Source organism: Cellulomonas algicola (genome assembly GCF_019024305.1).
Taxonomy (GTDB): domain Bacteria; phylum Actinomycetota; class Actinomycetes; order Actinomycetales; family Cellulomonadaceae; genus Cellulomonas; species Cellulomonas algicola.
This window is the reverse complement of the sequence record NZ_JAHKSJ010000002.1, coordinates 40,711-67,052: the sequence shown is the minus strand read 5'-3', so window position 1 is coordinate 67,052 and position 26,342 is coordinate 40,711. Positions and strand designations below refer to the sequence as shown.

The following is a 26,342-nucleotide window of genomic DNA, read 5'->3' as shown; positions in this document are numbered from 1 at the left end:
GCGCGTCAGCTGCGGGGCGGGTGCGCCTGCGCCGACGCGATGAACGCGAGCATCGACGCGCGGGACGACCCGTCGTCGATCGCGTCCTCCGACAGCCCGGTGGCCGTCGTCCACGCCTTCTCCGCCGCGTCCGTCCCCGCGAGCGCGGAGTAGGTCACGACGTAGTCGGCGAGCGGCCCGGTGAACCCGGACTCCTCGACGGCGGCCGAGATCCGCTCGGGGTCGACCCCGGTCGCGAGCGACATCTGCACCGGGCCCATGGGGATGAGCTGGATGCCGAGGATCGCCGACGGCTCGGGGCTGAACCACGTCGCGTAGTCACGCTTCGCGCCCCAGCTGATCGAGAACACCTCGTGGCCGAACCCGTCGAGCGACGGGTCGTCCAGGTCGGGGGCCGTCCAGTACGCGCGCGCCGACGCGGCCTCCGTGGAGGTCATCCACGCCGCCTGCGTCGCGAGGTCGTCCTGCCCGGACGCCTGTGCCCACAGCCCGAGGCCGTTCCAGGCGTTGACGGCCTCCGAGGACGACTCCTGGTTGTTGCCGTCCGCGAAGGGCGACGTGCCCGACGCCCACGAGTGACCGAACCACGGGTCGAACGACCGCAGCTGCGGCAGCTCGTCGGACGGCGTCGCCGAGGCGATGTCCGCCGCGAGCAGGTCCATGACCGGCGCGAGGTCGTCCGCGAGCTTCTCGTCGTCGGCCGACAGCAGACCCGCCGCCGCGAGGAGGTACCCGTAGTGGAAGTGGTGGTCGTTGAGCTCGTCCGACCCGAACGAGGGCGTGAGACCGATCGCGGACCGGGCGGCCGCGTCGTAGACGACGCAGCGTGCGTCCCGCTCGGCGCAGCCGTCGGGCTCCGCCCACTCGCGCAGCGCGTCGGTCGTCCGGGTGCGCAGGTCGGCCACCACGTCGTCGGCGCCGAGCTGCTCGCCCAGCGTCACGAGGGACGCCGCGCGGAACAGCGCCTTCCCGCCGAAGTACGTGTCCGACGGGAACGGCTCGGTGGCCGCGACGTCGGCGCGCAGGGCGTCGACGATCGCGGTCCGACGGTCGTCGGGGACGCCGTCGAGGTCGAGCGCACCCGTGGGCCGCACGGTGGGCGCGAACGCCGACAGGTGCGAGCCGGCGCAGAGCTCGAGCGTGCCGTACACGCTCGGGTAGGTGCCCAGGTCGCAGCCGTCGCGCTCCGGCTGGGTGCCGGTGCGCTGGTGCGGCGCGAGCACGTAGGCCGACGGCGTGCCGCCGGCGGTGTTGTACGTGAGGGTCGTGCGGGCCACGTCGTCGTCCACGCCGTAGGTGACGTCGACCCCCGTGACGGGGTCGGCGGCGGCGGTGGCGAGGGTGGCGGCCGCGTCGGCGTCCGCGTCCTGCGGGACGGGGTACCAGGTCGCGGTGTCGCCCGCGGCGAGGGTGGTCGAGCCGCCCTCGGCGCCGACGAGCGCCCAGTCGGTGCCCGCGACGGTGGCCGTCGCCGGCTCGCCGTCGCCGCCGCCCGAGAACGAGCCGCCCTCGGCGGTCGCGTCCAGCGTGAGGTCCCGCTCGGCCGTCAGGCTGACGAACGGCGAGCCCTCGGCGAGGACGACGTGTCCCAGCACCGCGCCGGTCGCGTCGAGCAGGTCGACGGTCACGCTGACGGGGTCGGCGGCGCTGACCTGTGCGGACGCGGCGCCCGCGTCGACGGTCACGGCCGGGACGTGCGGTGCGACGACCGCCTTGTCGCTGGCCACCGGGTTCGGCAGGCCGAGCGTGAAGCCGGTGTCGGTGAGCGCGAACGAGACCGGCTGCGCGAAGACCGGCTGCGGCTCGTCGCCGAACACGAGCCCGCTGTACCAGCGGTTCGTCGGCGGGACGACGCCCTCGGCGAGGCGCACGGGCGCGATCTTGCCGACCGCCTTCTGCTCGACGCCGGCCGTCAGCGCGGCCGTGTCGACCTCCGGGGTGCGGGCGTCGGGCGGGCCGGCGACCGGGGCGTCCGGTGCGGAACCGCCGCCGGACCCGCCGGCCGCGGGGGCGCTGCGCCCCCACGGGCCGACGAGCACGACGACCGCGGCGAGGGTCACCACCGCGAGGGCGGCGATCCCGGCGATCAGCCAGCGGCGGCGACGGGGCGCCGGTGCGGGCGGGGACAGGGGCGGGTGGTCCGTGGTGCGTGCCGTCATCCGAAGAGGCCCTTCAGGTAGGTCTTGACGGAGTCGGCGGTGCGGGTGACCACCCCGTCGTTCGTGAGGTGGAGCTCCGCGGTCACGGGGGTGCCGGCCGAGACGAGCCCGTCACCGTCACCCTCCACGAGCTCGTCGCCCGTGATGGTGAAGACGGCCTGCGCCTGCCCGCCGACGGTCTCGACGTCGTTCCGCTCGACCGTCGCGGCGATCTCCCGCTGGTCGGGCAGCACGACGGTCACGTCGGCGCCGTCCGGGACGCGGGCGTACTCCTTGGCGGACAGCCGGTACTCGGCCTGCACGTAGAGCGTGCCGGCGCGCTGGACGGTGGCGAGCTCGGACGCCGACTGCACGAACGTGCCGCGCTCGGAGCCGACCTTGGTGACCGTGCCGTCGCCCGTCGCGAGGATGACGAGCTTGCCGTCGGGGTCGATCTGGGTGGCCTCGGTCGCCTGGCGGGCGAAGCCGTTGCGGATGTCGTACTGCAGGGTCGCGGAGTCGATGACGAACAGCGGGTCGCCCGTCTTCACGGTGTCGCCCACGTCGACCTTCTGGTCGACGACGAGACCCGAGTACGGGGTCCCGACGCTGTACGTGCGGGCGAGGATCTGCGCGGAGTCGCTCGTCGCGACCCCCCGGGTCTCGTTGAGCTGGTACGTCGCGAGCGCGGCGATCATCGCGACGACGATCACGCCGACGACGAGTCGGATGCGGCTGGCCCAGGTCATGCGGCACCTCCGGTGAGTGCGAGCTTCGGGTCGGCCGCGTCGTTGCGACGGGTGGACTCCTGGTCGGCGCGGGCGGCGCGGGCCGCGAGACGGCCGGCGTGCCCCTCCTTCCAGGCGGTGATGACGAAACCGCCGAGGATCAGCGTGTTCGTCGCGTTCCAGGCGAGCGCGAGGCTCAGGTAGCCGTTGCCGAGGTCCTTCCAGACGCCGACGACGGTGGTGAGCAGCAGGAACACGAAGAACATGACCTGCGGCTGCATGAAGGCGAACGGCGAGCGATAGGCGCCCTTCTGGCCGGTGACGTGCCACTTCTGGTCCTTGCGGAAGATCGCGTTGACCAGGGCCCTCGTGTAGATCGGGAACGACACGGACGCGAGCAGCAGCACCTCCCACCGGAAGGAGCCGAGCGTGTAGAAGGCCAGGATGATCTGCATGACGTAGAACCCGGCGTAGTACAGCGCCCACTGGCCGGGCGTGATCGACAGGTTCATCGGGGTGAGGTCGAAGAAGATCTGCAGCGGCGGCACGAGCAGCAGGAGCAGCGGTGCGATCCCCGTGAGGTAGTGCGTCGCGGTCACCGTGTACATGAGCCGCTGGTCCATCGTCAGGCGACGCTTCCGGGAGAGCGGGTTGTGGGTGAGCATGATCTCGAAGCCGCCGGTCGCCCAGCGGAGCTGCTGCTTCGTGTACGCCTCGACGGTCTCGGGCGTGTCACCCACGGCGAGGGTCGTGGGGATGTAGATCGTCCGCCAGCCCTTCTCGTGGAGCATGAGCGACGTCCAGACGTCCTCCGACTTCGAGTCGGAGTAGATGCCGCCGATGGAGTCGATCGCGGCGCGGCGGAAGATCACGTTGGTGCCGACGCAGAACGCGGCGTTGAACCGGTTCCGGCCCGGCTGGACGAACTTGTAGAACACGGCCTGCATGTAGCCGGCGCCGCGGGAGATGATCGTGTGCAGGTTGCCGTACGTCTGCGGGGTCTGCACGAACGCGACGTCGTCCGTCGCGAAGAAGGGCACCGTCTCGTGCAGGAACTCGGGCTTCGGCACGAAGTCCGCGTCGAACACGACGAAGAAGTCGCCGCGGGTCAGGGACAGCGCGTGGTTGATGTTGCCGGCCTTCGCGCCGTTGCTCGACAGGCGCCGCACGTAGCGGGCCCCGAGCTCGGCGGCGAGGTCGCGGACCTCGTCGCTGCGGCCGTCGTCGAGCACGTAGGTGTCGTGGCGGCCCTGCATGGCGACGGCCGCCGTGACGGTGCGTCGGATGGTGTCCAGGTCCTCGCCGTACGTCGTGATGAAGACGTCGACGCTGATCGGCCACTCCTGGAGGTACATCCGCCAGTCCTGCGGACGCTTCTCGGTCTTGTCGCGGACGATCTCCGCGATGTCGTACAGCCTGTCCTGCGCGAGGTGGAACCCGAAGTTGCGCGGGTTGTGCCCGCTGGACAGCACGGTCCACATCGCCAGCAGCGCGTGGACCACGAGCACCGTCTCCGCGAGCATGACCATCACGTACGGCAGCCAGTCACCCCGGTTGGCCGGGTTGAGCAGGAAGATCGCGTAGACGATGACGCCGGTCGCCGCCAGCAGCACGAGCAGCAGCAGCGACGGGCTCTGGGCCTCGTTGTTCTCGGGTGTGCGGGTCGGTCTGATCCGCTCGGACTCGGTCCTGCGCGGCTCGATCACGAGCCTGTCGAAAGTTGTGGCCACGTAGCGCCCCCATGGTGGTCGTCCGGTCGAGCGGAGGGCTCGTGACAGAACCCTCCGTTGCGACGGCGACGCTGGCGCCGGGCCCACGAGAAGCGGGAGGCGCCGCAGGAACCCGGTTGCGTCGGGTGGGTTCCCGGCGGGCGTCGCCGCCCCGTGATGTCTTCGAACGTACGGACGTATGCCCGGTTAGTCCACGCGCGCCCGGTGTGCGCCGGGTCACAGTTCGGGTCGGATCGGGCGAACCGGAGATGAACGCGCAGGACGAACGGGCAGGTGGCCATGCGTGGCGGCGTCGGCCCAGGCCACCCGTGTGACGTCCACGGAGAGACGTCCCATGTCTCAGGGCGCGAGACACGGGACGTCGCTCCGGGCAACGGGTTTCATCGGCGGGGGACCCGGCTCACCCGATCGGGCTCGTCAGCCCAGGCGCGGCACCACCTCGCGCGCGACGAGGTCCAGGTGGTCGAGGTCCTGCAGGTCCAGGACCTGCAGGTACACCCGCGACACGCCCTGCTCGCGCAGCCGTCCCAGGCGGTCAACCACCTCGTCGACCGTGCCCGCGATCCCGTGCTCCCGCAGCTCGTCGACCTCGCGGCCGATCGCCTGCGCGCGGCGTGCGATCTGCGCCTCGTCCGACCCGACGCACAGCACGAGGGCCGCCGAGCGGACCAGGCTCTCCTTCGCGCGGCCCGCCTCCTCCAGCGCACGGTCCACGTTCGCGAGCTTCGCCTCGACCTCGTCGAACGCCGGGAACGCGAGGTTGAACTCCGCCGCGTACCGCGCCGCGAGCGCCGGCGTGCGACGCGGGCCGCTGCCGCCGACGATCACCGGCACGCCGGCCTTCGACGGGTCGAGCGGCGACTGCTGGACGGGCTTCGGCAGCGCCGGGGAGTCCGTCAACGTGTAGTGCGCGCCCGCATGGTCGAACGTCTCCCCCCCGGGCGTGCCCCACAGGCCGGTGACGACCGCGAGCTGCTCCTCGAGGATGCCGAAGCGCTTCTCCGGGAACGGGATGCCGTACGCCGCGTGCTCCTGCGCGAACCAGCCCGTGCCCAGCCCCAGCTCGACGCGGCCGCCCGACATCTGGTCCACCTGCGCCACCTGGATCGCGAGGATCCCCGGGTGGCGGAACGTCGCTGACGACACCAGCGTGCCCAGCCGGATGCGGCTCGTCTCCCGCGCCAGCCCTGCCAGCGTCGTCCACGCGTCCGTCGGGCCCGGCAGGCCGTCGCCGCCCATCGTCAGGTAGTGGTCGGAACGGAAGAAGGCGTCGAAGCCCAGGTCCTCGGTGGCCCTCGCCACCGCGAGCAGGTCGTCGTACGTGGCCCCCTGCTGGGGCTCGGTGAAGATGCGCAGATCCATGCCCCCACCCTCACACGCACCGCGGCCACCGCACGCCGTCGCCACCGGTGGTGGGGGCGCACGGGACACTGCCGCACCTGCGACCGCCGCACCCGCGGCCAGGTGGGGTCAGGCGTGAAGAGGCGGGTGGGAGGGGAGTGGTCGTGAGGGGTGAGGTGGGTGAGAGGGCCGGTCAGAGGCGTCCTGCGCGGGCGCGGGGTCGCCGGGCGCGTGCGAGGGTGGAGGGGTGCCGCACCGACCGCTGACCTCGTCCGCCCGGGCCGCCGACGCGCTCGCGGTCGCCGACTGGCGACGCCGCGTGGCCGAGACGTACGCCGACGTCCGCCGGATCGCCGTCGAGGACCCGCCCGCCGCGCACGCCGTCTGGGTGCAGCGCCGTGACGAGCTGTTCGCCGAGCACCCCGCGTCCCCGCTCGACGGGCCCACGCGCGCGTCGTTCGCCGGGCTCGAGGTCGCGCGCTACGACGCCGCCTACCGGTTCGAGGTCGAGGTCCGCCCCGCCGACCCGCAGCGGCTCGACGTCGCGACCGGCACCGACGGCGTCGTGCCCTTCGAGCGCGCCGGCGTCGTCGAGCTGCCCGGCGTGGGGACCCTCGCGGTCTGGGCGCTGCGGTCCTACGGCGGCGGGCTGTTCCTGCCCGTGCGCGACGCGAGCGGCGGGCAGCCGGGCGGCACGTTCGGCGGCGGGCGCTACGTGCTCGACACGATCAAGGGCGCCGACCTCGGGACGTCGCACGGGCTGCTGGTCGTCGACCTGAACTTCGCCTACAACCCGTCGTGCGCGTACGACCCGTCGTGGGCCTGTCCCCTGGCCACGCGCGCGAACACGGTCCCCGTCGACCTCCCCGTCGGCGAGCGCACCTTCCCCCTCCCCGACCTGGCGACCGACTGACTGGTCAGCGCTGGCAGACGGGGCAGAAGTAGAGCTTGCGACCCGCCATCTCCTCGACGACGACCGGGGTGCCGCACACGCGGCACGGCAGACCGCCACGGCCGTACACCCAGTGCCGCTCGGTCGTGTCGGCGATCGCGCGGGCACGACCGTCCTCGTCCAGGTCCTCGCGCGTCAGCATGGCGCCCGTGCGGATGCCGTCGGGCAGCAGCACCGCCCAGTCGTCCCAGATCGCGCGGACGACCTCGCGGGGGACGCGGCGGCCGGGCGTGTGCGGGTCGAGCCGGGCGCGGAACAGCAGCTCGGCGCGGTAGATGTTGCCGATCCCGGCGACGACCGACTGGTCCATGAGCAGCTGCCCCACCGCGACGCCGCGCGACGTGATCCGCTCGACGACGACCTGCCCCGCCGCGTCGAGGTCGTCCGTCGACGCCGGGTCCGGGCCGAGGCGGTCGACGACGGCCTGCGCCTCCGACGGGTCGAGCACCTCGCACGCCGACGGGCCGCGCAGGTCGGCGACGGACTCCTCGGTCGCGAGCCGCACGCGCACCGCTCCGACGGGGTCGGGCGGGAAGGACGCGACGAGACCGCCCTCCGCCGACGGGGGCTCGCGCTCGTCCTCGCCCATCCGCACGGCCCGGCGCAGCCGCGGCGCGCCCATCGAGCCGCGCACGTCCTGGCCGTCGACGATCGGCGACACGACACCGAAGAAGTCCCACGCGCCGTACAGGCCGAGGTGCACGCGCAGGACGTCGCCGCTCTCGAACGTCGCGAACATGTGCTTGCCGACCGCGGCCGTCTCGGTCAGGACCTGCCCGTCGAGGCGCGCGGCCCCGGCGGCGAAGCGACCCTGCGGGGAGGACACGGCGAGCCGGTGACCGGCGAAGTCGGCGGTGAACTGGCGGGCGATGCGGTGGACGGTATGACCCTCGGGCACGGTCACGCACGCTAACGCGTGCTGCCGCCTCCCGCCCGGTCGCCGTCGCGTCGCCGACCGCCGCCGAGGTGGGTGCCGCTGCCGCGGGTGCGACGACGAGCGGATGTCGCACCCGCGAGGGGGCGGTCGGGGCCGGGCGGTCGACCCGCGGGTGGGTGTGTCAGACGGTCGGGCCCGCCAGCGGGAGGGCGGCCGGCGCGGGACGCGACGGCTCGTCCGCGAGCTGCGGCACGACGTCGCCCGACGCCCGCGTCGCGGCCTCGTGCGCGGCGACCAGCACGTCGGTGATCTCCCGGCCGAGCAGCTCGTGCCGCTCGAGCAGCGCGTCGCGCAGCGCCTCGACGAGGTACCGGTGCCGCGACAGGAGCCGCCGCACGGTCGCGCGCGCGTCCTCGAGCACCTGCTCGAGCTGCTCACGCGCCCGCCCGTCGCTCACGACCGCGTCGACCAGCGGCTTCTCGGTCGCGAGGAACGACACGAGCGACCCGGTCATGCCGGCCGCGCCGACCATCTGCGCGGCGGTGCGCGTCGCCGCGGCGAGGTCGCTCGCGGGGCCGGTCGTCGTCTGGCCGAAGAACAGCTCCTCGGCGACCCAGCCACCCATCGCGATCTGCACGAGCGCCCGCAGGTCGCCCTGCGACCGCGTCCAGACCTCCTCGCAGTCGCCGTGCGCGAGCAGCCCGAGCGCCTCGCCGCGGCGGATGATCGTCAGCACCTCGAGCGACCGGTTCGGGGCGACGAGCCACGCGGTCACCGCGTGCCCGGCCTCGTGCGTGGCGATGAGCTCCTGCTCGGCGCGCGTGTACCGGACGGGCTGGCCGATGCCGACCATCTCGGTGATGCGGGCGGTCTCGACGTCCTGGAACGACATCGTGAGCGAGCCGCGGCGCAGGGCGTTCACGAGCGCCTCGTCGAGCAGGTGCTCGATCATCACGGGCGTCCAGCCGTTCGTCGACGCCGCCACGCGGTCGCGGGCGACCGGGTCGTCGAGCTCCGCGTCGTGCGCGCGGCGTGCGAGGAAGTGGTCGACGAGCGCGCGACGGCCGTGCGCGTCGGGCGCGGCGAACATGAGCCGGCGGTCGAACCGGCCGGGCCGCAGCAGCGCGGGGTCGAGCGAGTCGGCGCGGTTCGTCGCCGCGATCAGCAGGATCGGTGCGCGTCCGGGGCGGCGCTGGCGGATCTGGCGCGTCGCGGGGAGGAACAGGTTCACCGCGGCGACCAGCCGGTTGTACGCCTTGTCGCCGCCCGTGGGCTCGTCGAACGACTGCATCTGCACGAGGAGCTCGTTGACGACGCCGCCCGTGCCCTCGCTCATCATCGCGTTCGTCACGAGGCCCGGCGCACCGGCGGACGCCGCACCGACGAGGGTCCGCGACGACGACGCCCCGAGCATCCCGCCGCGGCGCAGCGCGATCGCGTCGATCTCCTCGATGAACCCGATCGCCCCGCCCTCGGTGCGGGCCGCGCGGCGCAGCGCCCGGAAGTACGCACGGATCTTGCGGGCCGTGGCGCCGTAGTACATCGACTGGAACGACGTCGCCGACACGAACAGGAACGGCACGCCCGCCTCGGCGGCCATCGCCTTCGCGGTCATCGTCTTGCCGGTGCCCGGCGCCCCCTCGAACAGCAGGCCGCGCCGCGGGGTGCCGCCCATCTGGTCGGCGAACTGGCGGTGCGTCTGGAACAGGTCGATCGAGCGGCGCACGTCCTCCTTCACCGGGTCGATCCCGATGACGTCGTCGAGCCGCACGTCGACCTGCTCGGGCCGGTAGGTGAGGTGCGGCGACCGCGCGGACCCGACCTGCGTGCCGACGAGCAGGAGCAGCATCGCGCCGAAGAACAGGACCGGGACGAGGACCAGCGGGTCGACCGCCGGGAGCGACGGGAGCGGGTCGCGGCCCAGCAGCGCGCTCACGATCACGTACGCCTCGGCCGCCAGCACGACGGCCGCGAGCCGGTACACGCGACGGCGACGCATGCGCTCGCGGTCGAGCGCGATGTCGTGCGCACCCTTGCGGATCGGGGAGACCAGCTCGTCCTCGTGCATGCGTCCGCCTTCCGTCGGCTCGGTCGCTCCATCGTCAGCGCACGTGGGAGGCCCGGCAACATCGGACATACCGGACCACCCGAACGGACCAACCGGACGAACCGCGCGGTGCGGCCCGCTGTCAGGCGTCGGCGCGCAGGGTGCGGCGCAGCGCCTCGACCTCGAGCGGCGTGAGCCCGAGCCCGTCGGCGAGGTACCCGTCGAACGACCCGAACCGGGCCTCGACGGTGTCGAGCGCGGCCCGCAGGTAGTCCTCGCGCACCTCGAGGAACGGAGAGACGAGGGCGGGGTCGCCACCCGCGGCCTCGAGCTGCGCGAGCAGCGGCGCGAACGTCGCCCGGACCGCCGGGTTGACCGCGAGGAACTCGTCCGTCGCGCCGTCCTCGTCGACGCCGGCCGCGAGCAGCAGCACGGTCGCGGCCCATCCCGTGCGGTCCTTGCCCGCCGTGCAGTGGAACAGCACAGGCGTGCCCTGCGCGTCGATGACGGTGCGCGCGAACGTCGCGTAGCCCGCGAGCGCCGCCGGCGACGACACGAGCCGCCGGTAGGTGGCGCGCATCTGCTCGGCGACGTCCATGCCGTCGAGCGTCTCGAGCAGCACCGCGGGACGGGTGAGCAGCGTGGCCGCCTGCGCGGCGGCGTTCCCGGGGAGGTCGGCGAGCACGTCGAGCTCGACGAGCCGCGCACCCGTGGGCACCCGCTCGGGCCGGGCCTCGCGCTCGGCGGCGGTGCGCAGGTCGACGACGGTGCGCACACCGAGCGCGGTGAGCACGGGGTCGTCGGGGACGCCGTCCGACGTGAGCTCGGCCGAGCGGAACGCGACGCCGCGCGCGACGGTCCCGCCGTCCGCGGTCGGGCGGCCGCCGAGGTCGCGCAGGTTGGTCACGGCGGTCGCGGGGAGCGCGTGCGGGTCGACGACGTCCGTCATGCGGCGATCGTGGCACGGCGGCGACGAGCGGGCGACGCCTCCCCGGTGGGCTGCGGCCGTGCGAAATCCCGACTGGTCTTGTCCGCATATCGAGAAGACGTCCCCCGACCCCTTGCCGCCGCCGCGACCGCTGGTAGAAACCGCGGCCAGGTCACGAGCACCAGCACGCAAGCCCCGGCTCGCTGGTCAGCAACCCCTCCACGACGGGGTGCTCCGGGAGATGACCAGGCCGCACCACCCGGTGCGGCAAGCGTGAACGTGAAGGAGCCGCACCGTGAGCCACCCGACCGGTCCGAGCGTCGTCGCCCTCGTGGGCAACCCGCGCCCGGCCTCCCGCACCCGCAGCACCGCCGAGCACGTCGCCGGCCGCCTGCTGCCGCACCTCGGCGCCGACCCTGCCGGCCCCACCACCGCCGGCGTGACGACCGTCGACCTGGCCGACGTCGCGGGCGAGCTGTTCGCGCCCGCGCGTCCGGCCGCCGACGCCGCGCTGCGGACCGTCGCCGCTGCGGGCGTCCTCGTCGTCGCGACGCCCGTCTACAAGGCGTCGTACACCGGGCTGCTCAAGGCGTTCCTCGACGGGTACGGCCCCGACGGGCTCGCGGGGGTCGTCGCGGTCCCGCTGGTCGTCACCGGCTCGCCCGCGCACGCGCTCGTCGGCGAGGTGCACCTGCGGCCGCTGCTCGTCGAGCTCGGTGCGACCGTCCCGACGCGCGCGCTCGTCGTCACCGAGGCCGACCTGCGGGACCCCGCGGCGCTCGACGCAGTCGTCGACCGCTGGCTCGACCGGGCCGCCGAACCGCTGCGCCGCGCCGTCCGCGACGCGGCCGACCTCGCGGAGGCGCTGCGATGACCGCCGAGATCCTGCGCGCGCTCGACGCCGACCTCGTCCAGCAGGACGAGGAGCAGCTCACGCCCGACGCGTACAAGGAGGTGTTCCGCCGGCACCCCGCGGGCGTCGCGGTCGTGACCCTCACCGACGGCGACCGGCTCGTCGGCTTCACCGCGACGTCCGTCATCTCCGTGTCCGCCGCGCCGCCGCTGCTGGCCTTCTCGCTCGCGTCGACGTCGTCGTCCTGGCCCGCCGTCTCCCAGGCCCGGTCGCTCGCGATCAGCTTCCTGTCCGGCGCGCAGGACGACGTGTCCGCCCGGTTCGCGACCAGCGGCATCGACCGGTTCGCCGCAGGCGGCTGGACCGCGTTGCCGACCGGCGAGCCCGTGATCGAGGGCGCCGTGTCGTGGGTGCGCGGGCGCGTCGTGCAGCGCACACCCGTCGGTGGGTCCTACCTGGTGTCGGTTCGCGCGCTCGCGCACGGCACGACCGACGAGGTCGCCCCGCTCGTCTACCACGACCGCACGTACCACCGGATCGGGGACGCGACCGCGATCTGACGCGTCCCGGCGAGCTGCCCACCGCCACCGGCGAGCCCCGCGCACCCCTCCGCGCGGGGCTCGTCCGCGTCCTCGCGGCGCTCGCGCCTTTGCCGCGCGGACCCTCGCTGACGGACGATGGGATCCCGACCCCGGAGGTCCTCGTGCGCACGTCCGTCCCCGTCAGCCGCCGCGCGGCCGGTGCGGCCGTCGCGCTCGCGCTCGCCGTCGGGGTGGCCGGGTGCGCCACGGACAGCCCTGTCGCGGCTCCCCCGCCCGTCGAGCTCGCCGCACCCGTCGCGGTCGCCAAGGCCGCCGCGCCCGCGCCACCCCCGCCCGTCGACCTCGCGACGCTGCCCGTGGTCGACGTCCTGCACGTCGTCCCGGGGCTGCCCGGCAGCGAGGGCCTGATGCCGCTCGAGAACGACGACCCGTCGCTCGGCCGGTGGCGGACCGTCGTCGTGTCCGAGCCGACCGCGGTCCACGCGAGCGTCGGCGGCCCCGCCGTCGGCGTCCTGCCGACCGACGTGCTCGGCGCCGCGAACGTGCTGCCCGTCGTCGACGAGGCCGCGGGCTGGGTCCAGGTGCTCCTCGCGACGCGCGGCGCGCTCCCCCGCGACGACCGCGCGCAGGTCAACGGGCGCACCGGATGGGTCCGCACGACGGACCTGATGCCGTCGGGCACCGACTGGTCGGTCGTGGTCGACGTGTCCGCGCAGACGCTCACCGTCGACGACGGCACGTCGGTCCGCACGTTCCCCGTGGTCGCGACGGGCGCACCCGCGACGCCGACCCCGCACGGGCTGGCGTTCCTGCTGGGCCTGCGCTGGTCGGAGCCGGGCACGACGACCCCGCGCGTCCTCCCGCTGTCGACGCAGAGCGAGACGATCGACCACTACGACAAGCCCACGGGCACGGCCGTCACCGCGATCCACACCACGACGCTGCGCGGCCGCGGCGCCGTGTCGAACGGGTGCGTGCGCGTCACCGACGACGTGCTCGACGTGCTGTGGCAGGCGCCCGCGGGCACGGTCGTCACGACCGTCGGCTGACCTGCGCCGTCTCGCCGGGCGCGCGCGCCCCGACGCCCCTACCCTCACCGCATGCGAGCCACGACCGTCCGCCGACGCGCACTCGTGCGCGCCGCGACGCTCGGTGCCGCCGTCGCGCTCCCCGTCGTCGTGCTCGCGTTCCTCGTGCGCGGGCAGGTGACCGCGATCGTCCACGTCGACCAGTCCGCGATCGTCGCCGCGACGGACCTCACGCGCGCGAACCCGGCGCTGCGCAGCGTGCTCGTGGCCTGGCAGACCGCGTTCCAGGCGGTCGTCGTCAACACCGCGGGCGCGCTGCTGTGCGTGTGGGTGTGGCGACGGCACCGCCTCGGCACGCGCGCGCTGTGGGCGGCCGTCACGATCGCCGCCGGGTGGGGCCTCCAGCTCGCCGCGAAGGGCGTCGTGCAGCGCGCCCGGCCAGTCGTCGAGGACGCCGTCGAGCACGCGCCAGGCTCGAGCTTCCCGTCCGGTCACGCGACGAACACGGCCGTCGCCGCGGTCACGCTGACGCTGCTGGTGTGGCCGCTGCTCGGTCGCGCCGGACGCGTCGTCGTGCCCACCGTCGCGGGCCTCGCGGTGGTCCTCACCGCCGCCGACCGCGTGCTGCTCGGCGTCCACTTCCCGTCGGACGTCGTCGCCGGGGTCCTCCTCGGCGTCGCGATCGCCGGAGCCTCCTACGTCGGCTACCGCGGCTGGGGCGCCGACACGCCCCCACCCGCCGACGTCCCCGACGTCCCCCATGGCGGCGACGCCGTGCCCGAGACCGGTCGACGCGACGACGGCGTCCCGTCGACCACCCCCGCCCCCGGCGACCGGCACCCTGCCGGCCCGCCCGTCCCCCCTGAGGAGCCCTGACGTGCACGAGTTCCTGCACCGCTACGAGCTGGACACGTCGGCCCCGACGTCCCGGCAGTTCTGGCGCGACCTGTCCCGCCGCGCGCTGCTGCCCGGCGTCGGGCTGTGGCTGGTGATCGTCGGCGTCGGGCTGCTCATCGTCGGGCCGCTGGGCGGGCTGCCGGGCGAGGCCGGCGTCAACGAGTGGTTCGTGAGCCGCCGCACCGGCGCGCTCAACACCCTGACGACGTTCCTGTCCGGGATCGGTCAGACGGAGTTCATCATCGGCGCGTGCGCGCTGGCCATCGCGCTGATCTGGTGGAAGACCAAGCAGTGGTGGTTCGCCGTCGTGCCCGGGCTCGCGGTGTCGCTGCAGGCGATCGTCTTCCTCACGTCCGCACTGGTCGTGGGCCGCACCCGGCCCGAGGTCGAGCAGCTCGACGTGTCGCCTCCGACGTCGTCCTACCCGAGCGGGCACACGGGCGCCGCGACCGCCTTCTACCTGACGCTCGCCGCGCTCTGCCAGCGCATCGGCAACCCCGTGCTGCGGTGGGTCGCGACGATCCTGTGCGTCCTCGTGCCGTTCGCGGTCGGCATCGGCCGCATGTACCGCGGCATGCACTCGCTCACCGACGTGACCATGGGGTTCGTCAACGGTGTCGCCTGCGCGGTCCTCGCGTGGAACTACCTGCAGCGCGACGTGCGGTCGGCGCGCTCGAAGCGTCAGACGGTCGGCGCGGGCAGGTCGCGCGGCTGACGGCTGCCGGGCGGGCCGCCGCCCGGTCTACCGCGCCCCCTGCTCCTCGCGTGCCTCGCGACCCGCGAGCGCGGCGAGCGTCAGCAGCTGCTTGCGCATCATGACGAGGTCACCCCACGCGAGCAGCCCACGCCCGACGGAGACGAGCCTGCCCCGCTGCGGTGAGCCGATCCGCAGGACCGCCACGTAGCGCGAGCGGTCCGGGCCGTCGGCGTGCACCGCGTACGTCACCGTGACCGGCCCGAACACCGCGAGAGCGCGGCGGTCGACGATGCGCATGGTCAGGTGCTCGCCCGGGACCACCGACGTGAGCGCGAAGATCTGCATCATCGTCGTGCCCGGCACGAGGTCCGCCGGGTCCACGGTGCGCGTCCGCGGGCTGCGCCTGCCGCCGTTGTCGAGCAGGTCATAGCTGTAGGGCGCGAGCCGCAGCTGGCACAGCCACGCGAACGCGACGTCCGCCGGCGCGGCCACGTCGACCGCCCGCAGGAGACGCACCGGGTGGTCGGCCGCCTCGTCGTCGCACGCGTACCGGCCCGCCACCTCGTCGGGCCGGGCACCCCACACCGTCGCCACGCTCATCGCGTCCCCCTGACCGACCGGCCGTCGTCGCGCGGCCCGTGCCGCGGCACCCACCTCGACCTGTCGCCGACGCTAGGACGCGCGCAGGGCCAGCCGCACGCACGCCTCAGCGCACTCTCAGCGCGAGGACGTCGGACTGGGGCTCGCGCCCGCGGCGCGACCTCGCCAGTGTCAGCCGCGGGCTCTCGCACGACGCACGTACCGCCGGACGGGTGCCGGTCACGGCGCCGCCCTCGCCCCCACGGGGGACGGCGCCCGTCACGAGGCCGTCACTACGATGGCTCGATGCGCGGCCCGGCGCCCCACCCGACGGCCTCCCAGACGGACGTCGTCATCGACGGCATCAAGGCGATGATCCTGTCCGGCGAGCTCGGACCGGGGTCGCGGCTGCCCGTCGAGAAGGACCTCGCCGCCCGGCTCGGCGTCTCGCGCGGGCCGCTGCGCGAAGGGGTCCGCGCGCTCGTGCTGCTCGGCGTCCTCGGCACCCGGCGCGGCGACGGCACCTACGTGACCTCGCTCGACCCGGCCCGCCTCTTCGAACCCGTCGGCTTCCTGGCCGACCTGCCCGGCCGCGACGACGCCGTGCACCTCGCACGCGTCCGCCGGGTCCTCGAGGTCGAGGGCGTCGGCCGGGCCGCCGTCGAGATCGACGACGCCACCCTGCGCGAGCTGCGCACGCTCCTCGACTCCGTCGACGCGCTGCTCGACGAGCCCGACCACGACCTGACCGCCGTCATCGACGCCGACCTGCGCTTCCACGCGGTCGTCCACCGGGCGTCGGGCAACCCCGTGCTCGCCGGGCTGCTCGACTCGCTCGCCGGCAGCACCGCGCGCGCCCGGCTGTGGCGCGCGATCCGGGAGGACGGCGCCGTGCGCGTCGCGCAGGCCGAGCACCGGGCGATCCTCGCGGCGCTCGAGGCGCACGACGCCGACCGCGCGCGCGTCCACATGGCAGCGCACCTCATGGGCGTCGAGGAGTACGCGGCGACGCTGCTCTGATGCGCGTGCCGAGCACCGTCAGGCGTACGTGCCGCGGTCCACGTTCGTCACCGTCGTCAGCAGGAAGACGCTGTCCTCCAGCGCGACGACGGAGTGCCGCTCGTGCGTGAGCACCCACAGCTCGCCCGCACCCGGCTCTGCCTGCACGTCGTCCGACTCGACGCGCACCCGCCCGCGCAGCACCTGCAGCGTCGCCGCCGCGGGCGAGTTGTGCTCGCCGAGCCGCGACCCCGCCGTGAGCGCGAGGACGGTCTGCCGCAGCTCGCCGTCGTGCGCGACGAGCTCCGCGCTGCGGCCGTGCGGGTCGGTGCGGGCACTCTCGAGGTGCTGGTCCGCCAGGGCAGTCAGGTCGATCACGCCGGTCTCCTCCGCGAGCAGTCGGCTCGATCGTAGGAAGGACGCCGCCCGGGCGCCCGCCGACCCGCGCAGTCTGCTCGCCGCGGCGGTCAGGGCGCGGTCATCGCTCCCGACGCGACGAACCAGATCATCGCCGCGGTGCCCAGCAGGCCGCCGACCACGCCGAACACCCCGCGGCCGCTCCCGTGACCGCCCGCCCGTGCGCGCACGAGCGCCCAGACCCCGACGCCGATCGCGAACGGCCCGAGCACCCAGATCCCGAGCGCGAGCAGCCCGAGGTAGCCCGCGAGGATCGACTGCCACGACCGCCCGACGGGCACGACCCAGTGCATCGCGTTGCGGGGGCCGTTCTCGTCGGTCGCCGTCGGTGGGGCGTAGCCGTACGCGGCTCCGGCGTAGCCGGGGGCACCGAAGGTCGCGTGCTGCGCAGGCGCGCCGCCCCACGTCGGCACGGGTGCGGCGTACCCGGGCGCACCGGCGGCCGCGGTCGCGTAGCCGGGCGCCGCGCCGCCCCCGGCCGGCACCTGCGCCGCTGCGGGGACCGCGGCGACCGGTGCAGGCGGTGGCTGCGGCGTCGTGTGCTCGGTCCAGCCCGCGCCGTCGAACCAGCGCAGGACGCCGGGCGTCACACCGTCGGCGTACCACCCGGGCGCGTGCTCGCTCACGCCCCTGTAGTCGGCGTGCGAGGTCGCCGACTTGAGCCGACGCCGGCCCGACCCGCACCTGCGCCGGCTGGCCTGACGTCAGGGCGACGACGTGCGCCGCGCGCCGCGAGCCGTGCGCCGTCGCGCCGGGCGGCGGTCGCCGTCGCCGGTGTCGTCGAGGCGTCAGTCGTGACCGGCGCCCGGCACCTTGTCGACGACGTCTTCGTACGCCGCCTGGCCCGGCAGCGCGCTCGGCGCGTAGATCAGCCGGACGACACCCGTGGGCAGGGCCTCCGACGCGACCAGCCGCAGCGGGTAGATCGGCCCGCCCTCGTCGAACAGCCGCTCGCCCTTGCGCGCCGCGACGGGGTGGACGAGCAGCCGCAGCTCGTCGAGCAGCCCGGCCGCGAGCAGCTGCCGGACGACGGAGAGCGACCCGGGCACGAGGATCTTCCCGACGGCCGGGTCGGCCTTGAGCGCCGTCACCGCCGCGACGAGGTCCCCGTCGACCCGCTCGACGTTGCGCCAGCCCAGGTCCTGGTCGCCGCGCGTCGCGACGACCTTGCGGGTGTCGCCGAGCGTCGCGGCGAACGGCGCGTCCTCGCCGCCGGCCGCCTCACGGTCCGGCCACGCGCCCGCGAAGCTGTCGTACGTCACGCGCCCGAGCAGCAGGACGTCGACGTCCTCGTAGTCCTCGCCGACGGCCTGGCCCATCCGCTCGTCGAAGTACGGGAAGTGCCACGCGGGGTCGATCTCCGCGACTCCGTCGAGGGAGATGAACAAGGTCGAGACGAGCGTCGCCATGGCGTCCTCCGGGGTCGGGGCCGCGCCCCGACGCGCGACCACGGACGATCAGACCACGGACGGCGGGGCCGGGACGACCCCTCGACGGTTGCGACCCGGGCGGGGACCGGGCGGCGGCGGCCCGGGCACGGCGGTCGTCGGCACGGTGTGCTCGGTCCACTCGCGCCCGTCGAACCACCGGTGCTGCCCGCGCCGACGCGTGTCGGGATACCAGCCCGCGGGGATCCTCCTTCTGGCCATGAGTTCCCCGTCGGCGGGAAGGCCCCGTGACTTGAGGGTTTCCGCCCGCCCGGACCGGCGTGCGTCCGCCGCGACCGTCGCTGCCGCGGGCGGCGTCGGCGATGATGACGGCACCGACACGGAGGGGGGACGATGACGACCCGACCGACCCTGTACCTCACCGTCGGCCTGCCGGGCACCGGGAAGACGACCGAGGCGCGGCGCATCGAGGTCGAGCGGGGCGCGCTGCGCCTCACCAAGGACGAGTGGGTCAAGGCGCTGTACGGCAACGACAACCCGCCCGACGCGACCGCTGTCGTCGAGGGACGGCTGATCGAGGTCGCCCTGCGCGTGCTCGAGCTCGGCACGGACGTCGTGCTCGACTTCGGCCTGTGGTCCCGCGACGAGCGGTCCGCGCTGCGTCAGGCGGCCGCGGACCGCGAGGCCTTCGTCGAGCTGCGCTACCTGACGCTCGCCCCCGACGAGCAGCGTCGACGGCTCGACCGCCGCCACACCGAGGAGCCGCACACCACGTGGCACATGACCGACGAGGAGCTCGCCGCGTGGGCGGCCGCCATCGACGTCCCGACGCCGGGAGAGCTCGCCGGCACCGAGCCCGTCGACGCCCCACCGCCGGGCTTCGCGACGTGGGACGCGTGGCGCCGGCACCGCTGGCCGCCGTCGGTCGGCTGACGGCGCGGCGGTCGCCGACCCGCGACGTCCTTCACTGCGACGACCGGCTCACGCCGGGCGAGCACGCCGCACCCCCGCGCACCGGGTCGACGGTGCGCGGGGGTGCGGCGGCGCGCGTCAAGCGGTCGTGGTGAACGACGCCGTCAGCGGGACGGTGCTGTCGCCGCCGATGCCCAGGTCGAACGTCGAGGCGTCGACGACCCAGTCGCGCGCGGCGGCGCTCCAGTACCGCAGCTCGTCGGGGCCGACCTCGAACGTGACCGTCTGCGACTTCCCGGCGGCCAGGTGCAGGCGGCGGAAGCCCTTGAGCTCCCGGACGGGTCGCGCGGCCCGGCCGTGGCGCTGGTGCAGGTAGAGCTGCACGACCTCGTCGCCGTCGTGCGCGCCGGTGTTGGTCACGGTGACGGACGCGGTCAGACGCCCGTCGCGCGGGACCGTCTCGGCGTCGAGCCGCAGGTCGGAGTACGTGAACTCGCCGTAGCCGAGCCCGAACCCGAACGGGAACAGCGGCGTGCTCTCCTCGTCCCAGTACCGCCGGCCCTGGTTCTGCGGCTCGAACGACGTGGTGTGCGAGTAGATCATCGGCACCTGGCCGACGGTCCGCGGCCACGAGAACGGCAGCTTGCCGCCGGGCGCGACGTCGCCGAGCAGCAGGTCCGCGACGGCCGTGCCGCCCTGCGTGCCGGGGTACCAGACGTCGAGGATCGCGGGCACGTGCTGGGCGGCCCACCGCAGGTCGAGCGGCCGGCCGTTCATGACGAGCAGGACGACGGGCGTGCCCGTCGCGGCGACCGCCTGGAGCAGCTCGAGCTGGCGTCCGGGGAGCTCGAGCGACGACCGCGACGCGGCCTCGCCGATCATCCCCTGCCACTCGCCGACCACGACGACGGCGACGTCGCTGCTGCGCGCCACCTCGACCGCGCGGGCGAGCTCGGCCTCGTCGTCGAAGTTCTCCGGGTCGGGCGTCGCGTTGCCCGGGAACATCTCGAACATCGACGGGAAGGTCCGCTGCGCGGGGCGGACACCGGGCGCGTAGCGGACCTCCGTGCCGCCGTCGGCGAGGCGGGCGCGCAGGCCGTCGAGGACCGTGACCGTCTCGTCGAGGTCGTAGTCGAAGACCCACGGGCCGAGCGTGTCGCGCTTCGAGTCGGCGAGCGGGCCGATGACGGCGACCGACGTCAGCGTCTCCGCGCGGAGCGGCAGCAGGTGGCCCTCGTTGCGCAGCAGGACGGCCGAGCGCTGGGCGGCCTCGCGGGCGACCTGACGGTGCGCGGGGTCGGCGAGCACGTCGCGCGCGCGGTCCTCGTCGACGAACGGGTCGTCGAACAGCCCGAGCCGCAGCTTGACCTCGAGGATGCGTCGGACGCACGCGTCGACGGCCTCGATGCTGACGCGACCGTCCGCGACGGCCTGCGGGAGGTGCGCGTACGCCGGGTCGGAGATCGCCATCTCGAGGTCCAGGCCCGCCTCGACGGCACGCGCCGCGGCGTCGGGCGCGTCGGCCGCGAAGCCGTGCGTGACGAGGTTGCGCACCGCGTTCGCGTCGCTCACGAGGAAGCCGTCGAAGCCCCACTCGTCGCGCAGCACGTCCTTGAGCAGCCACTCGTCGGCCGTCGCGGGGACGCCGTTGAGCGGCATGTACGCCGTCATGAGGTTGCCCGCCCCCGCGTCGACCGCGGCCTTGAACGGCGGCAGGTACACGTTGCGGAGCTGCTGGTCGGACAGGTCGACCTCGTCGTAGTCGCGTCCGCCGATCGCGGCGCCGTACCCCGCGAAGTGCTTCGGACCGGCGACGACGCGCTCGGGCGTGCCGATCCGGCCGCCCTGGAAGCCGCGCACCTGCGCCGCCGCGACGGCCGAGCCGAGGTACGGGTCCTCGCCCGCACCCTCGACGATGCGACCCCAGCGCGGGTCGCGCGCGATGTCGACCATCGGCGCGAACGTCCAGTGGATGCCGACCGCACGCGCCTCACGGGCCGCGACCGCCTGACCCCGCTCGATCGTGTCGGGGTCCCACGACGCCGCGAGCGCGATCGGGACGGGCAGGATCGTGCGCAGCCCGTGGATGACGTCGTACCCGAACAGCGCCGGGATGCCGTGGCGCGAACCCTCGACGGCCAGCCGCTGCAGGCGGTTGGTGCGGGCGGCGTCGTTGACGAACAGCAGCGAGCCGGCGCCGCCGCGCGCGAGCGCGTCGTCGACCTCGCCGGGCACCTGCGGCAGGTCGCTGACGGTGGCCTCACCCTCGGGGAGGTCGAACGCGAAGTACTGCGTGAGCTGGCCGGCCTTCTCCTCGATCGTCATGTCGGCGAGGAGCTCCTCGACGCGGGCGCGGATCGCGCCCTCGTCGGTGGCGCGGGTGGTGTCGGTGACGGTCATGTCGGTCCTTTCCTGGACGGTGCTGGGCGGGCGGCTGGCGCGGGCGTGCCGCTCAGCGGACCTTCTTGATCGGGATGATGACCAGCGCCCCGATGACGCTCGCGATGCCGGCGACCCACAGCAGCAGGTCGTAGTTCTGGTTCACGGCGCTGTTGACCGCGAGCAGCACACCGCCGAGCGCGGGCGCGAGCGTCTGCGGGATCGCGTTGGCCATGTTGAAGACGCCGAGGTCCTTGCCGGAGTCGTCGGGGTTGGGCAGCACGTCGACGACGAGCGCGAGGTCGACGCCGACGTAGATGCCGTACGCCAGGCCGAGGATCGCCTCGACGGCGTAGAACTGCCCGACGGTGCCGGCCTGCGTGAGCATGAGCGTGCCGATCGCGAAGATCAGCGTGGACCCGGCGACGAAGAACTTGCGGCGACCCGTGCGGTCGGAGATCCAGCCGGCGACGGGCGACACCGCGACGAGCACGACCGTGTAGATGAGCACGCCGGTCGACACCGCCGCGACCGCCTCGCCGGACTCCAGGCCGATCCGGTCCTGCATGTAGAACAGCCGGAACGTCGTGAACATGAACGTCGCGAGCACGATGAGGAACCGGGACCACCACGCGAGCGCGAAGTCCGGGTGACGGCGCGGGCTGACCCAGAACGTCGTGACCCACTCGCGCAGCGCCATGCGCTCGGGCTTGCCGGGCAGCACCTGGTCGGGCAGGACCCACGCGTAGACGGCCATCGCGACGACCGCGAGGATCGCGGGCCCGACGAACATGACGAGCAGGTCGTCCTGGAAGAACTGCGCGACGAGCGTCCCGCCGTAGATGCCGATGTTCTGCGCCATGCCGAGAGCCGCGGCGATCTTGCCGCGCTGCACCTTCGGCACCTGGTCGGCGAGCGTCGCGACGAACGGCGCGAGCGTGGCGTTCGCGCCGATCTGCGCGAGGAACCAGCCGAGCGTGACCATGGCGACGTTCGTGCCGAGCGCCATGATCACGAAGGCGAGCGTCATGACGACGGTGCCGCCGACGAGCCAGGGCCGCCGCCGACCCCAGCGGGACGTGGTCCGGTCGGAGAACCGGCCGAACAGCACGTTGGCGATGAACGCCGCCGCGGCGCCGAACCCGGCGACGAGCGCGACGGCGGAGGTGCGCTGCGCCTCCGGGACGATCGAGTCGACCTTGACCGCGATGCCGACGATGGCGGGGCCGAGGAGTGCGACGAAGAAGACGAGCTGCGCGACGAAGAGCGCGATCGTGAAGCGCGGTCCGACCTTGCGGGTCGGCTCGCTGAACCAGTGACGCTCGCGAGGCTCGAGCACGTCGTAGGCGACCGCGGCCGCCGGCGTCGGCGGCGTGGTGCCGTAGGGGTTCGTGGCCATGGGGACCTCCGGAGGTGGAGGGGGACTGTGGGTGGCGGGCCGGTGATCGGCCCACTTTTACGTATCAGTGCCGCTGATACGTTAAAGTTGCCCGCATGGCCCCGTCAAGACGCGCGTCTTCCCCGGACGGAACTGCACGTCGGAGGGTCACGGCGACGGATGTCGCCCGGGAAGCCGGGGTCTCGCAGGCCACCGTGAGCTACGTCCTGAACAACACCCCAGGCCAGACGATCCCCGCAGCCACCCGTCAGCGCGTCCAGGACGCCGTCGCACGCCTGGGCTACGCGCCCCACGGGGCCGCGCGGGCACTCCGGACGGGCCGATCGGACGTCGTCCTGTTCCTGCTCCCCGACTGGCCGATCGGCCCTGCCGTCGTGACGCTCGTCGAGGGTCTGACGGAGCGCCTCCAGGCGCAGGGCCTGTCGTTGTTCGTGCGTCGGACCACCGACGGCTCGGCCCTGTCCGGGCTGTGGCGGACCGTCGCACCCGCCGCCGTCGTCAGCCTCGACGGGCTCGACGACGCCGAGCAGCGCGCCATGGAGGACGCCGGCATTCCCGTCGTCAGCGCGCTCGTCCGCCCGCGCCGCTCCGCCCAGGGCGTGCTCACGCTGTCGCACACCCTCATCGGCGCCACGCAGCTCCAGCACCTCGCCGCGACCGGCCACCGGCACATCGGCTACGGCCTGCCCGACGACCCCCGCGTCACCGTCTTCCGCGACCTGCGGCTCGACGGCGTCCGCACCGCCGCCTTCGAGCTCGGGCTCGCGGAGCCGTCGGCACGCGTCGTGCCGATGGACGTCGCCGGTGCCGCCGCGGCCGTCACCGCGTGGCGCGCCGAGTCACCGGCCGTGACCGCCGTGTGCGCGTACAACGACGACCAGGCTTTCGCCCTGCTCGCCGGAATGCGCTCCCTGGGCCTGAGCGCCCCCGCCGACCTCGCGATCATCGGCGTCGACGACACCCCGCTGGCACCCTTCGCGCACCCGCCCCTGACGACCGTCCGCCAGGACGCCGACGCCGTCATGGACTACCTGACCGCCGCCGTCCTCCAGCGCCTCGCCGGCGGCACCCCGCCGCGCCCACCGCGCTCCGAGGCCATCACGCTCGTCGTCCGCGAGTCCGCCTGACTGGCCGCGGCACGCCGACCTGACCGGTCGCGACGCCCGACCGGCGCGCCTCAGACGGACGGCGCCGGCCCGCCGGAGGGCGCGCGGTCGTCGACCTCACACGCGCCTGTCAGTGCGGGTCGGCGTGACGCAGCCTTCGCACGAGGTGCCAGTGGTTCGCGGCGCCGACCCGCCGCAGCTCGACCACGTCGAGCACCGCCTCCGCGAGTGCGAGGCCACGCCCGCTCTCGGCGTCGGCACCGGGCATCGTCGCGGCGAGGTCGATCGCGAACGCCGCACCCGAGTCGACGAGGTCCGCGACGATCTCGTCGTCGCTCACCCGCAGCGTCAGGCGCCACCGGACGCCCCGTGCGGCTTGCCGTGCTCGACCACGTTGTTCGCGATCTCGACGACCGCCGTCTCGAACAGCATGAGGTCGGTCGGGTCGACCTCCGGGTGCTCGGCACCCGCGAGCTCGAGCAGGTCGCTCACGTGCGACAGCTCCTCCGGCACCGCGAACCCCTCGAGCACGTACTCACGCGGCTCACCAGTCACGGCCCGCCGCCTCCACCGACTCGTACGGCGTCAGCACCTTGTCGAGGTTGGTCAGCCCCAGCACGGCACGGACCTGCTCACCCGGCGCCGCGATCCGCACGTCGCCACCCGCCTGCCGCGCCGACTTCAACCCGCCGATGAGCGCCCCCAGACCGGACGAGTCGACCGACGCCACACCCTGCAGGTCGACGATGATCCGCACCCGGCCGTCGCGCACCAGGTCGTCGATGCGGGACCTGACCAGCGGTGCCGCCACCAGGTTCAACCGCCGGCGCGCCACGAGCGTCACGTGCGTACCGGCGTCCTGCTCGTCCAGCTCCATCACGCATCCCCCCGCTCGAGTCCCGTCGGCCTCGTGCGCACCGCGACGACGGTGACGTCGTCCGTCGCCCCCTGGCCCGAGACGAACTCCAGCGTCCTGTCCACGAGCTCCACGCACGACCGCGCCGACACCGCGACCGCCCGCACCGCGTCGAGCGCCTCATCGACGCCCCCGAACACGTCGAACACGCCGTCGCTCACCACGACCAACGACTCGTCCGGTGCCAGGACGTCCCGCACGCTCGACCACCTCGACGGCACCGGCACGCCCAGCGGCGGATGCTCCTGCGCCAGCCGGCGCACCCCGCGCTCCGACGCGACCACCGCCAGCCCGTGCCCCGCGTCGACGAACTCCACGCTCCCGTCGACCGGGTCCAGTCGTCCCGCCCAGAGCGTCACGAACCGTCCGTTGCTCTCGAGGTCCCGGCTCGTCGTGTCGTTCGTCCGCCGGACGGCCTCGTCCACCTCGACGTAGTGCGAGTGCGTCCGCAGCACAGCCCGCATCTCCGACGCGATCAACGACGCCGCGAGCCCTTTCCCCATGACGTCCGCGAGCACCACCTGCAACCGCCGCGACCCCAGCGGCACCGGCACGACCTGCCAGTCGAAGAAGTCCCCACCGGCCTCCGTCGCCTGCTGCACACGCCCCGCGACCTCGACCCCCGCGAGCTCCGGCGGCTGGTCCGGCAGCAGCAGCCGCTGCACCTCGCCCGCGCGCAGCATCTCCGCCTGCACCGCGATCTCCCGCTCCAGCACCGCGCCCAGGTCGGTCAGCATCTCCCGCTGGCCCGCGTCGAGCCGGCCGGGCTCCCGGTCGAGCAGGCACAGCGCCCCCACCTTCTGACCGCTCGGCGCCCGCAGCGGGACGCCCGCGTAGTGCCGCACCTGCGACGGGCCGATGACGATCGAGTGCTCCCGGAACCGCTCGTCCTCCCGCAGGTCCGGGACCTCGAAGATGTCGTCCTGCAGCACCGTGTGCCCGCAGATCGCCGCCGACAACGGGTACGTCGCCGTCGGCGTCCCCACCGCCGCCACCGCGAACTGCTCGTCCTCGCCGATGAGATTCAGCGACGCGATCGGCACCTCGAAGATCGCCTGCGCCAGCCGCACGATCCGGTCGTAGCGCTCCGTGGGCACCTCCGCCAGGCGCTCCGCCTCCTGCGCCGCGGTGCTCATGACACCCCCTGCCGTCGCCGCGTCCGTCCACGGCTCACACTAGGAGCGATCCACCGGCGCGGCGCCTCGGCCACGGAGGGCGCCGACGCACGGAACGACGGAGGGGCCCCACAACCGCATCTGGGCGCGGGTGGGGCCGTTCGGGTGGCGGGGTGGCGACACGAGTGCCTGACTTGCGACGCGATCGTTCAGCACGAGGAAGGCTCACACTGATCTGCGCGAAGTGCTCACACAGCATCGGCCTGACCTGCGGACAACGTCGCCCCATCGCCAGGTGCGAGGACAGGCAAACGAACCTCGACCGCGAGTCGCCACTTCGCCCTAGGGTGACCATGGCAGCGATGCCTCATCTC

The 26,342-nt window shown here is 74.1% G+C and carries 27 protein-coding genes and 1 riboswitch; of the genes, 9 read left to right on the top strand and 18 right to left on the bottom strand.

The window, feature by feature from the left end; genetic code table 11:
• Positions 1-5: 5 nt before the first annotated feature.
• The 4 genes from KOV94_RS00355 to KOV94_RS00340 form a co-directional block, all read right to left on the bottom strand.
• A complete protein-coding gene (locus KOV94_RS00355; RefSeq protein ID WP_218050915.1) occupies positions 6-2,159 on the bottom strand; it encodes a glycosyl hydrolase in 2,154 nt (717 codons plus the stop codon).
• Complete coding sequence (locus KOV94_RS00350; RefSeq protein ID WP_124343538.1) at positions 2,156-2,887, bottom strand: HlyD family secretion protein; 732 nt, start codon at positions 2,885-2,887, stop codon at positions 2,156-2,158. Before KOV94_RS00350 ends, KOV94_RS00355 begins: the two co-directional genes overlap by 4 nt.
• The gene (locus KOV94_RS00345; RefSeq protein WP_124343537.1) at positions 2,884-4,596 is read right to left on the bottom strand and encodes a glycosyltransferase family 2 protein; all 1,713 of its coding nucleotides are present in this window, start codon (positions 4,594-4,596) and stop codon (positions 2,884-2,886) included. The genes KOV94_RS00350 and KOV94_RS00345 overlap by 4 nt, the downstream gene beginning before the upstream one ends.
• A gap of 417 nt (positions 4,597-5,013) precedes the next feature.
• Positions 5,014-5,958 carry an LLM class F420-dependent oxidoreductase gene (locus KOV94_RS00340; protein WP_218050914.1) on the bottom strand — a complete coding sequence of 315 codons (945 nt, stop codon included), beginning with the start codon at positions 5,956-5,958 and terminating at the stop codon, positions 5,014-5,016.
• A gap of 226 nt (positions 5,959-6,184) precedes the next feature.
• On the opposite strand from KOV94_RS00340, the gene KOV94_RS00335 reads away from it, so the two are divergent.
• On the top strand, positions 6,185-6,850 hold the full coding sequence (locus KOV94_RS00335) for a DUF1684 domain-containing protein (RefSeq protein ID WP_235843486.1): 666 nt from the start codon (positions 6,185-6,187) through the stop codon (positions 6,848-6,850).
• A gap of 4 nt (positions 6,851-6,854) precedes the next feature.
• Here the strand turns inward: KOV94_RS00335 and KOV94_RS00330 are convergent, their stop codons facing one another.
• The 3 genes from KOV94_RS00330 to KOV94_RS00320 form a co-directional block, all read right to left on the bottom strand.
• Positions 6,855-7,787: an Fpg/Nei family DNA glycosylase gene (locus KOV94_RS00330; RefSeq protein WP_124343535.1), complete on the bottom strand. Its 933-nt coding sequence runs from the start codon at positions 7,785-7,787 to the stop codon at positions 6,855-6,857.
• Between the two features lie 160 nt (positions 7,788-7,947).
• Entirely contained in the window at positions 7,948-9,834 is a 1,887-nt protein-coding gene (locus KOV94_RS00325) for an AAA family ATPase (protein ID WP_218050913.1), read from the bottom strand.
• 121 nt (positions 9,835-9,955) lie between these two features.
• The gene (locus KOV94_RS00320; protein ID WP_218050912.1) at positions 9,956-10,762 is read right to left on the bottom strand and encodes a tyrosine-protein phosphatase; all 807 of its coding nucleotides are present in this window, start codon (positions 10,760-10,762) and stop codon (positions 9,956-9,958) included.
• 149 nt (positions 10,763-10,911) lie between these two features.
• Positions 10,912-11,021: riboswitch (SAM riboswitch) on the top strand.
• Between the two features lie 15 nt (positions 11,022-11,036).
• Here KOV94_RS00320 and KOV94_RS00315 point away from each other — a divergent pair.
• From KOV94_RS00315 to KOV94_RS00295, 5 genes are all read left to right on the top strand, one after another.
• Complete coding sequence (locus KOV94_RS00315) at positions 11,037-11,615, top strand: NADPH-dependent FMN reductase (protein WP_218050911.1); 579 nt, start codon at positions 11,037-11,039, stop codon at positions 11,613-11,615.
• The gene (locus KOV94_RS00310) at positions 11,612-12,154 is read left to right on the top strand and encodes a flavin reductase family protein (RefSeq protein ID WP_218050910.1); all 543 of its coding nucleotides are present in this window, start codon (positions 11,612-11,614) and stop codon (positions 12,152-12,154) included. The genes KOV94_RS00315 and KOV94_RS00310 overlap by 4 nt, the downstream gene beginning before the upstream one ends.
• 143 nt (positions 12,155-12,297) lie before the next feature.
• The gene (locus KOV94_RS21080) at positions 12,298-13,185 is read left to right on the top strand and encodes a L,D-transpeptidase (protein ID WP_308160292.1); all 888 of its coding nucleotides are present in this window, start codon (positions 12,298-12,300) and stop codon (positions 13,183-13,185) included.
• A gap of 51 nt (positions 13,186-13,236) precedes the next feature.
• Entirely contained in the window at positions 13,237-14,040 is an 804-nt protein-coding gene (locus KOV94_RS00300; RefSeq protein ID WP_218050908.1) for a phosphatase PAP2 family protein, read from the top strand.
• A gap of 1 nt (position 14,041) precedes the next feature.
• Positions 14,042-14,776 carry a phosphatase PAP2 family protein gene (locus tag KOV94_RS00295; RefSeq protein WP_218050907.1) on the top strand — a complete coding sequence of 245 codons (735 nt, stop codon included), beginning with the start codon at positions 14,042-14,044 and terminating at the stop codon, positions 14,774-14,776.
• 27 nt (positions 14,777-14,803) lie between these two features.
• Here KOV94_RS00295 and KOV94_RS00290 read toward each other — a convergent pair whose 3' ends face one another.
• On the bottom strand, positions 14,804-15,358 hold the full coding sequence (locus KOV94_RS00290; RefSeq protein WP_218050906.1) for an SRPBCC family protein: 555 nt from the start codon (positions 15,356-15,358) through the stop codon (positions 14,804-14,806).
• A gap of 285 nt (positions 15,359-15,643) precedes the next feature.
• Between KOV94_RS00290 and KOV94_RS00285 the strand changes: the two genes are divergently transcribed.
• Positions 15,644-16,357 (top strand): FadR/GntR family transcriptional regulator, encoded by a 714-nt coding sequence (locus KOV94_RS00285; protein WP_124343526.1) that lies wholly within the window; start codon positions 15,644-15,646, stop codon positions 16,355-16,357.
• 18 nt (positions 16,358-16,375) lie between these two features.
• Here KOV94_RS00285 and KOV94_RS00280 read toward each other — a convergent pair whose 3' ends face one another.
• The 4 genes from KOV94_RS00280 to KOV94_RS21390 form a co-directional block, all read right to left on the bottom strand.
• Positions 16,376-16,714, bottom strand: a complete 339-nt coding sequence (locus KOV94_RS00280; RefSeq protein ID WP_124343525.1) for a cupin domain-containing protein — start codon at positions 16,712-16,714, stop codon at positions 16,376-16,378.
• 89 nt (positions 16,715-16,803) lie between these two features.
• The gene (locus KOV94_RS00275; RefSeq protein WP_218050905.1) at positions 16,804-17,379 is read right to left on the bottom strand and encodes a DUF2510 domain-containing protein; all 576 of its coding nucleotides are present in this window, start codon (positions 17,377-17,379) and stop codon (positions 16,804-16,806) included.
• Positions 17,380-17,541: 162 nt separating this feature from the next.
• Positions 17,542-18,162, bottom strand: coding sequence for a dihydrofolate reductase family protein (locus tag KOV94_RS00270; RefSeq protein WP_218050904.1), 621 nt, complete (start codon positions 18,160-18,162; stop codon positions 17,542-17,544).
• 48 nt (positions 18,163-18,210) lie between these two features.
• The gene (locus KOV94_RS21390) at positions 18,211-18,402 is read right to left on the bottom strand and encodes a DUF2510 domain-containing protein (RefSeq protein WP_218050903.1); all 192 of its coding nucleotides are present in this window, start codon (positions 18,400-18,402) and stop codon (positions 18,211-18,213) included.
• Between the two features lie 132 nt (positions 18,403-18,534).
• Between KOV94_RS21390 and KOV94_RS00260 the strand changes: the two genes are divergently transcribed.
• Positions 18,535-19,074: a P-loop nucleotide/nucleoside kinase family protein gene (locus tag KOV94_RS00260; RefSeq protein WP_218050902.1), complete on the top strand. Its 540-nt coding sequence runs from the start codon at positions 18,535-18,537 to the stop codon at positions 19,072-19,074.
• A 117-nt stretch (positions 19,075-19,191) separates the two neighbouring features.
• On the opposite strand, the gene bglX is transcribed toward KOV94_RS00260, so the two are convergent.
• Positions 19,192-21,453, bottom strand: a complete 2,262-nt coding sequence (gene bglX, locus KOV94_RS00255) for a beta-glucosidase BglX (protein ID WP_218050901.1) — start codon at positions 21,451-21,453, stop codon at positions 19,192-19,194.
• 52 nt (positions 21,454-21,505) lie between these two features.
• Positions 21,506-22,831: an MFS transporter gene (locus tag KOV94_RS00250; protein WP_218050900.1), complete on the bottom strand. Its 1,326-nt coding sequence runs from the start codon at positions 22,829-22,831 to the stop codon at positions 21,506-21,508.
• A 95-nt stretch (positions 22,832-22,926) separates the two neighbouring features.
• On the opposite strand from KOV94_RS00250, the gene KOV94_RS00245 reads away from it, so the two are divergent.
• Complete coding sequence (locus tag KOV94_RS00245; RefSeq protein WP_218050899.1) at positions 22,927-23,958, top strand: LacI family DNA-binding transcriptional regulator; 1,032 nt, start codon at positions 22,927-22,929, stop codon at positions 23,956-23,958.
• Positions 23,959-24,067: 109 nt separating this feature from the next.
• Here KOV94_RS00245 and KOV94_RS00240 read toward each other — a convergent pair whose 3' ends face one another.
• Genes KOV94_RS00240 through KOV94_RS00225 form a run of 4 tightly spaced genes read right to left on the bottom strand, consistent with a single transcriptional unit; the run spans position 24,068 to position 25,989 of the window.
• Positions 24,068-24,277 carry an ATP-binding protein gene (locus KOV94_RS00240; protein ID WP_218050898.1) on the bottom strand — a complete coding sequence of 70 codons (210 nt, stop codon included), beginning with the start codon at positions 24,275-24,277 and terminating at the stop codon, positions 24,068-24,070.
• An 8-nt stretch (positions 24,278-24,285) separates the two neighbouring features.
• The gene (locus KOV94_RS00235) at positions 24,286-24,492 is read right to left on the bottom strand and encodes a hypothetical protein (protein ID WP_218050897.1); all 207 of its coding nucleotides are present in this window, start codon (positions 24,490-24,492) and stop codon (positions 24,286-24,288) included.
• Positions 24,482-24,814, bottom strand: a complete 333-nt coding sequence (locus tag KOV94_RS00230) for an STAS domain-containing protein (protein ID WP_218050896.1) — start codon at positions 24,812-24,814, stop codon at positions 24,482-24,484. The genes KOV94_RS00235 and KOV94_RS00230 overlap by 11 nt, the downstream gene beginning before the upstream one ends.
• Positions 24,814-25,989, bottom strand: coding sequence for a PP2C family protein-serine/threonine phosphatase (locus KOV94_RS00225; protein WP_218050895.1), 1,176 nt, complete (start codon positions 25,987-25,989; stop codon positions 24,814-24,816). Before KOV94_RS00225 ends, KOV94_RS00230 begins: the two co-directional genes overlap by 1 nt.
• Between the last annotated feature and the right edge of the window lie 353 nt (positions 25,990-26,342).

What these genes read in the sequence shown, in the direction of transcription:
- KOV94_RS00260 (WP_218050902.1), top strand. Translation starts at nt 18,535, where the DNA reads ATGACGACCCGACCGACCCTGTACCTCACCGTCGGCCTGCCGGGCACC.
- KOV94_RS00250 (WP_218050900.1), bottom strand. Translation starts at nt 22,831, where the DNA reads ATGGCCACGAACCCCTACGGCACCACGCCGCCGACGCCGGCGGCCGCG.
- KOV94_RS00325 (WP_218050913.1), bottom strand. Translation starts at nt 9,834, where the DNA reads ATGCACGAGGACGAGCTGGTCTCCCCGATCCGCAAGGGTGCGCACGAC.
- KOV94_RS00355 (WP_218050915.1), bottom strand. Translation starts at nt 2,159, where the DNA reads ATGACGGCACGCACCACGGACCACCCGCCCCTGTCCCCGCCCGCACCG.
- KOV94_RS00320 (WP_218050912.1), bottom strand. Translation starts at nt 10,762, where the DNA reads ATGACGGACGTCGTCGACCCGCACGCGCTCCCCGCGACCGCCGTGACC.
- KOV94_RS00300 (WP_218050908.1), top strand. Translation starts at nt 13,237, where the DNA reads ATGCGAGCCACGACCGTCCGCCGACGCGCACTCGTGCGCGCCGCGACG.
- KOV94_RS00340 (WP_218050914.1), bottom strand. Translation starts at nt 5,958, where the DNA reads ATGGATCTGCGCATCTTCACCGAGCCCCAGCAGGGGGCCACGTACGAC.
- KOV94_RS00310 (WP_218050910.1), top strand. Translation starts at nt 11,612, where the DNA reads ATGACCGCCGAGATCCTGCGCGCGCTCGACGCCGACCTCGTCCAGCAG.
- KOV94_RS00290 (WP_218050906.1), bottom strand. Translation starts at nt 15,358, where the DNA reads ATGAGCGTGGCGACGGTGTGGGGTGCCCGGCCCGACGAGGTGGCGGGC.
- KOV94_RS00225 (WP_218050895.1), bottom strand. Translation starts at nt 25,989, where the DNA reads ATGAGCACCGCGGCGCAGGAGGCGGAGCGCCTGGCGGAGGTGCCCACG.
- bglX (WP_218050901.1), bottom strand. Translation starts at nt 21,453, where the DNA reads ATGACCGTCACCGACACCACCCGCGCCACCGACGAGGGCGCGATCCGC.
- KOV94_RS21390 (WP_218050903.1), bottom strand. Translation starts at nt 18,402, where the DNA reads ATGGCCAGAAGGAGGATCCCCGCGGGCTGGTATCCCGACACGCGTCGG.
- KOV94_RS00230 (WP_218050896.1), bottom strand. Translation starts at nt 24,814, where the DNA reads ATGGAGCTGGACGAGCAGGACGCCGGTACGCACGTGACGCTCGTGGCG.
- KOV94_RS00270 (WP_218050904.1), bottom strand. Translation starts at nt 18,162, where the DNA reads ATGGCGACGCTCGTCTCGACCTTGTTCATCTCCCTCGACGGAGTCGCG.
- KOV94_RS00245 (WP_218050899.1), top strand. Translation starts at nt 22,927, where the DNA reads ATGGCCCCGTCAAGACGCGCGTCTTCCCCGGACGGAACTGCACGTCGG.
- KOV94_RS00350 (WP_124343538.1), bottom strand. Translation starts at nt 2,887, where the DNA reads ATGACCTGGGCCAGCCGCATCCGACTCGTCGTCGGCGTGATCGTCGTC.
- KOV94_RS00285 (WP_124343526.1), top strand. Translation starts at nt 15,644, where the DNA reads ATGCGCGGCCCGGCGCCCCACCCGACGGCCTCCCAGACGGACGTCGTC.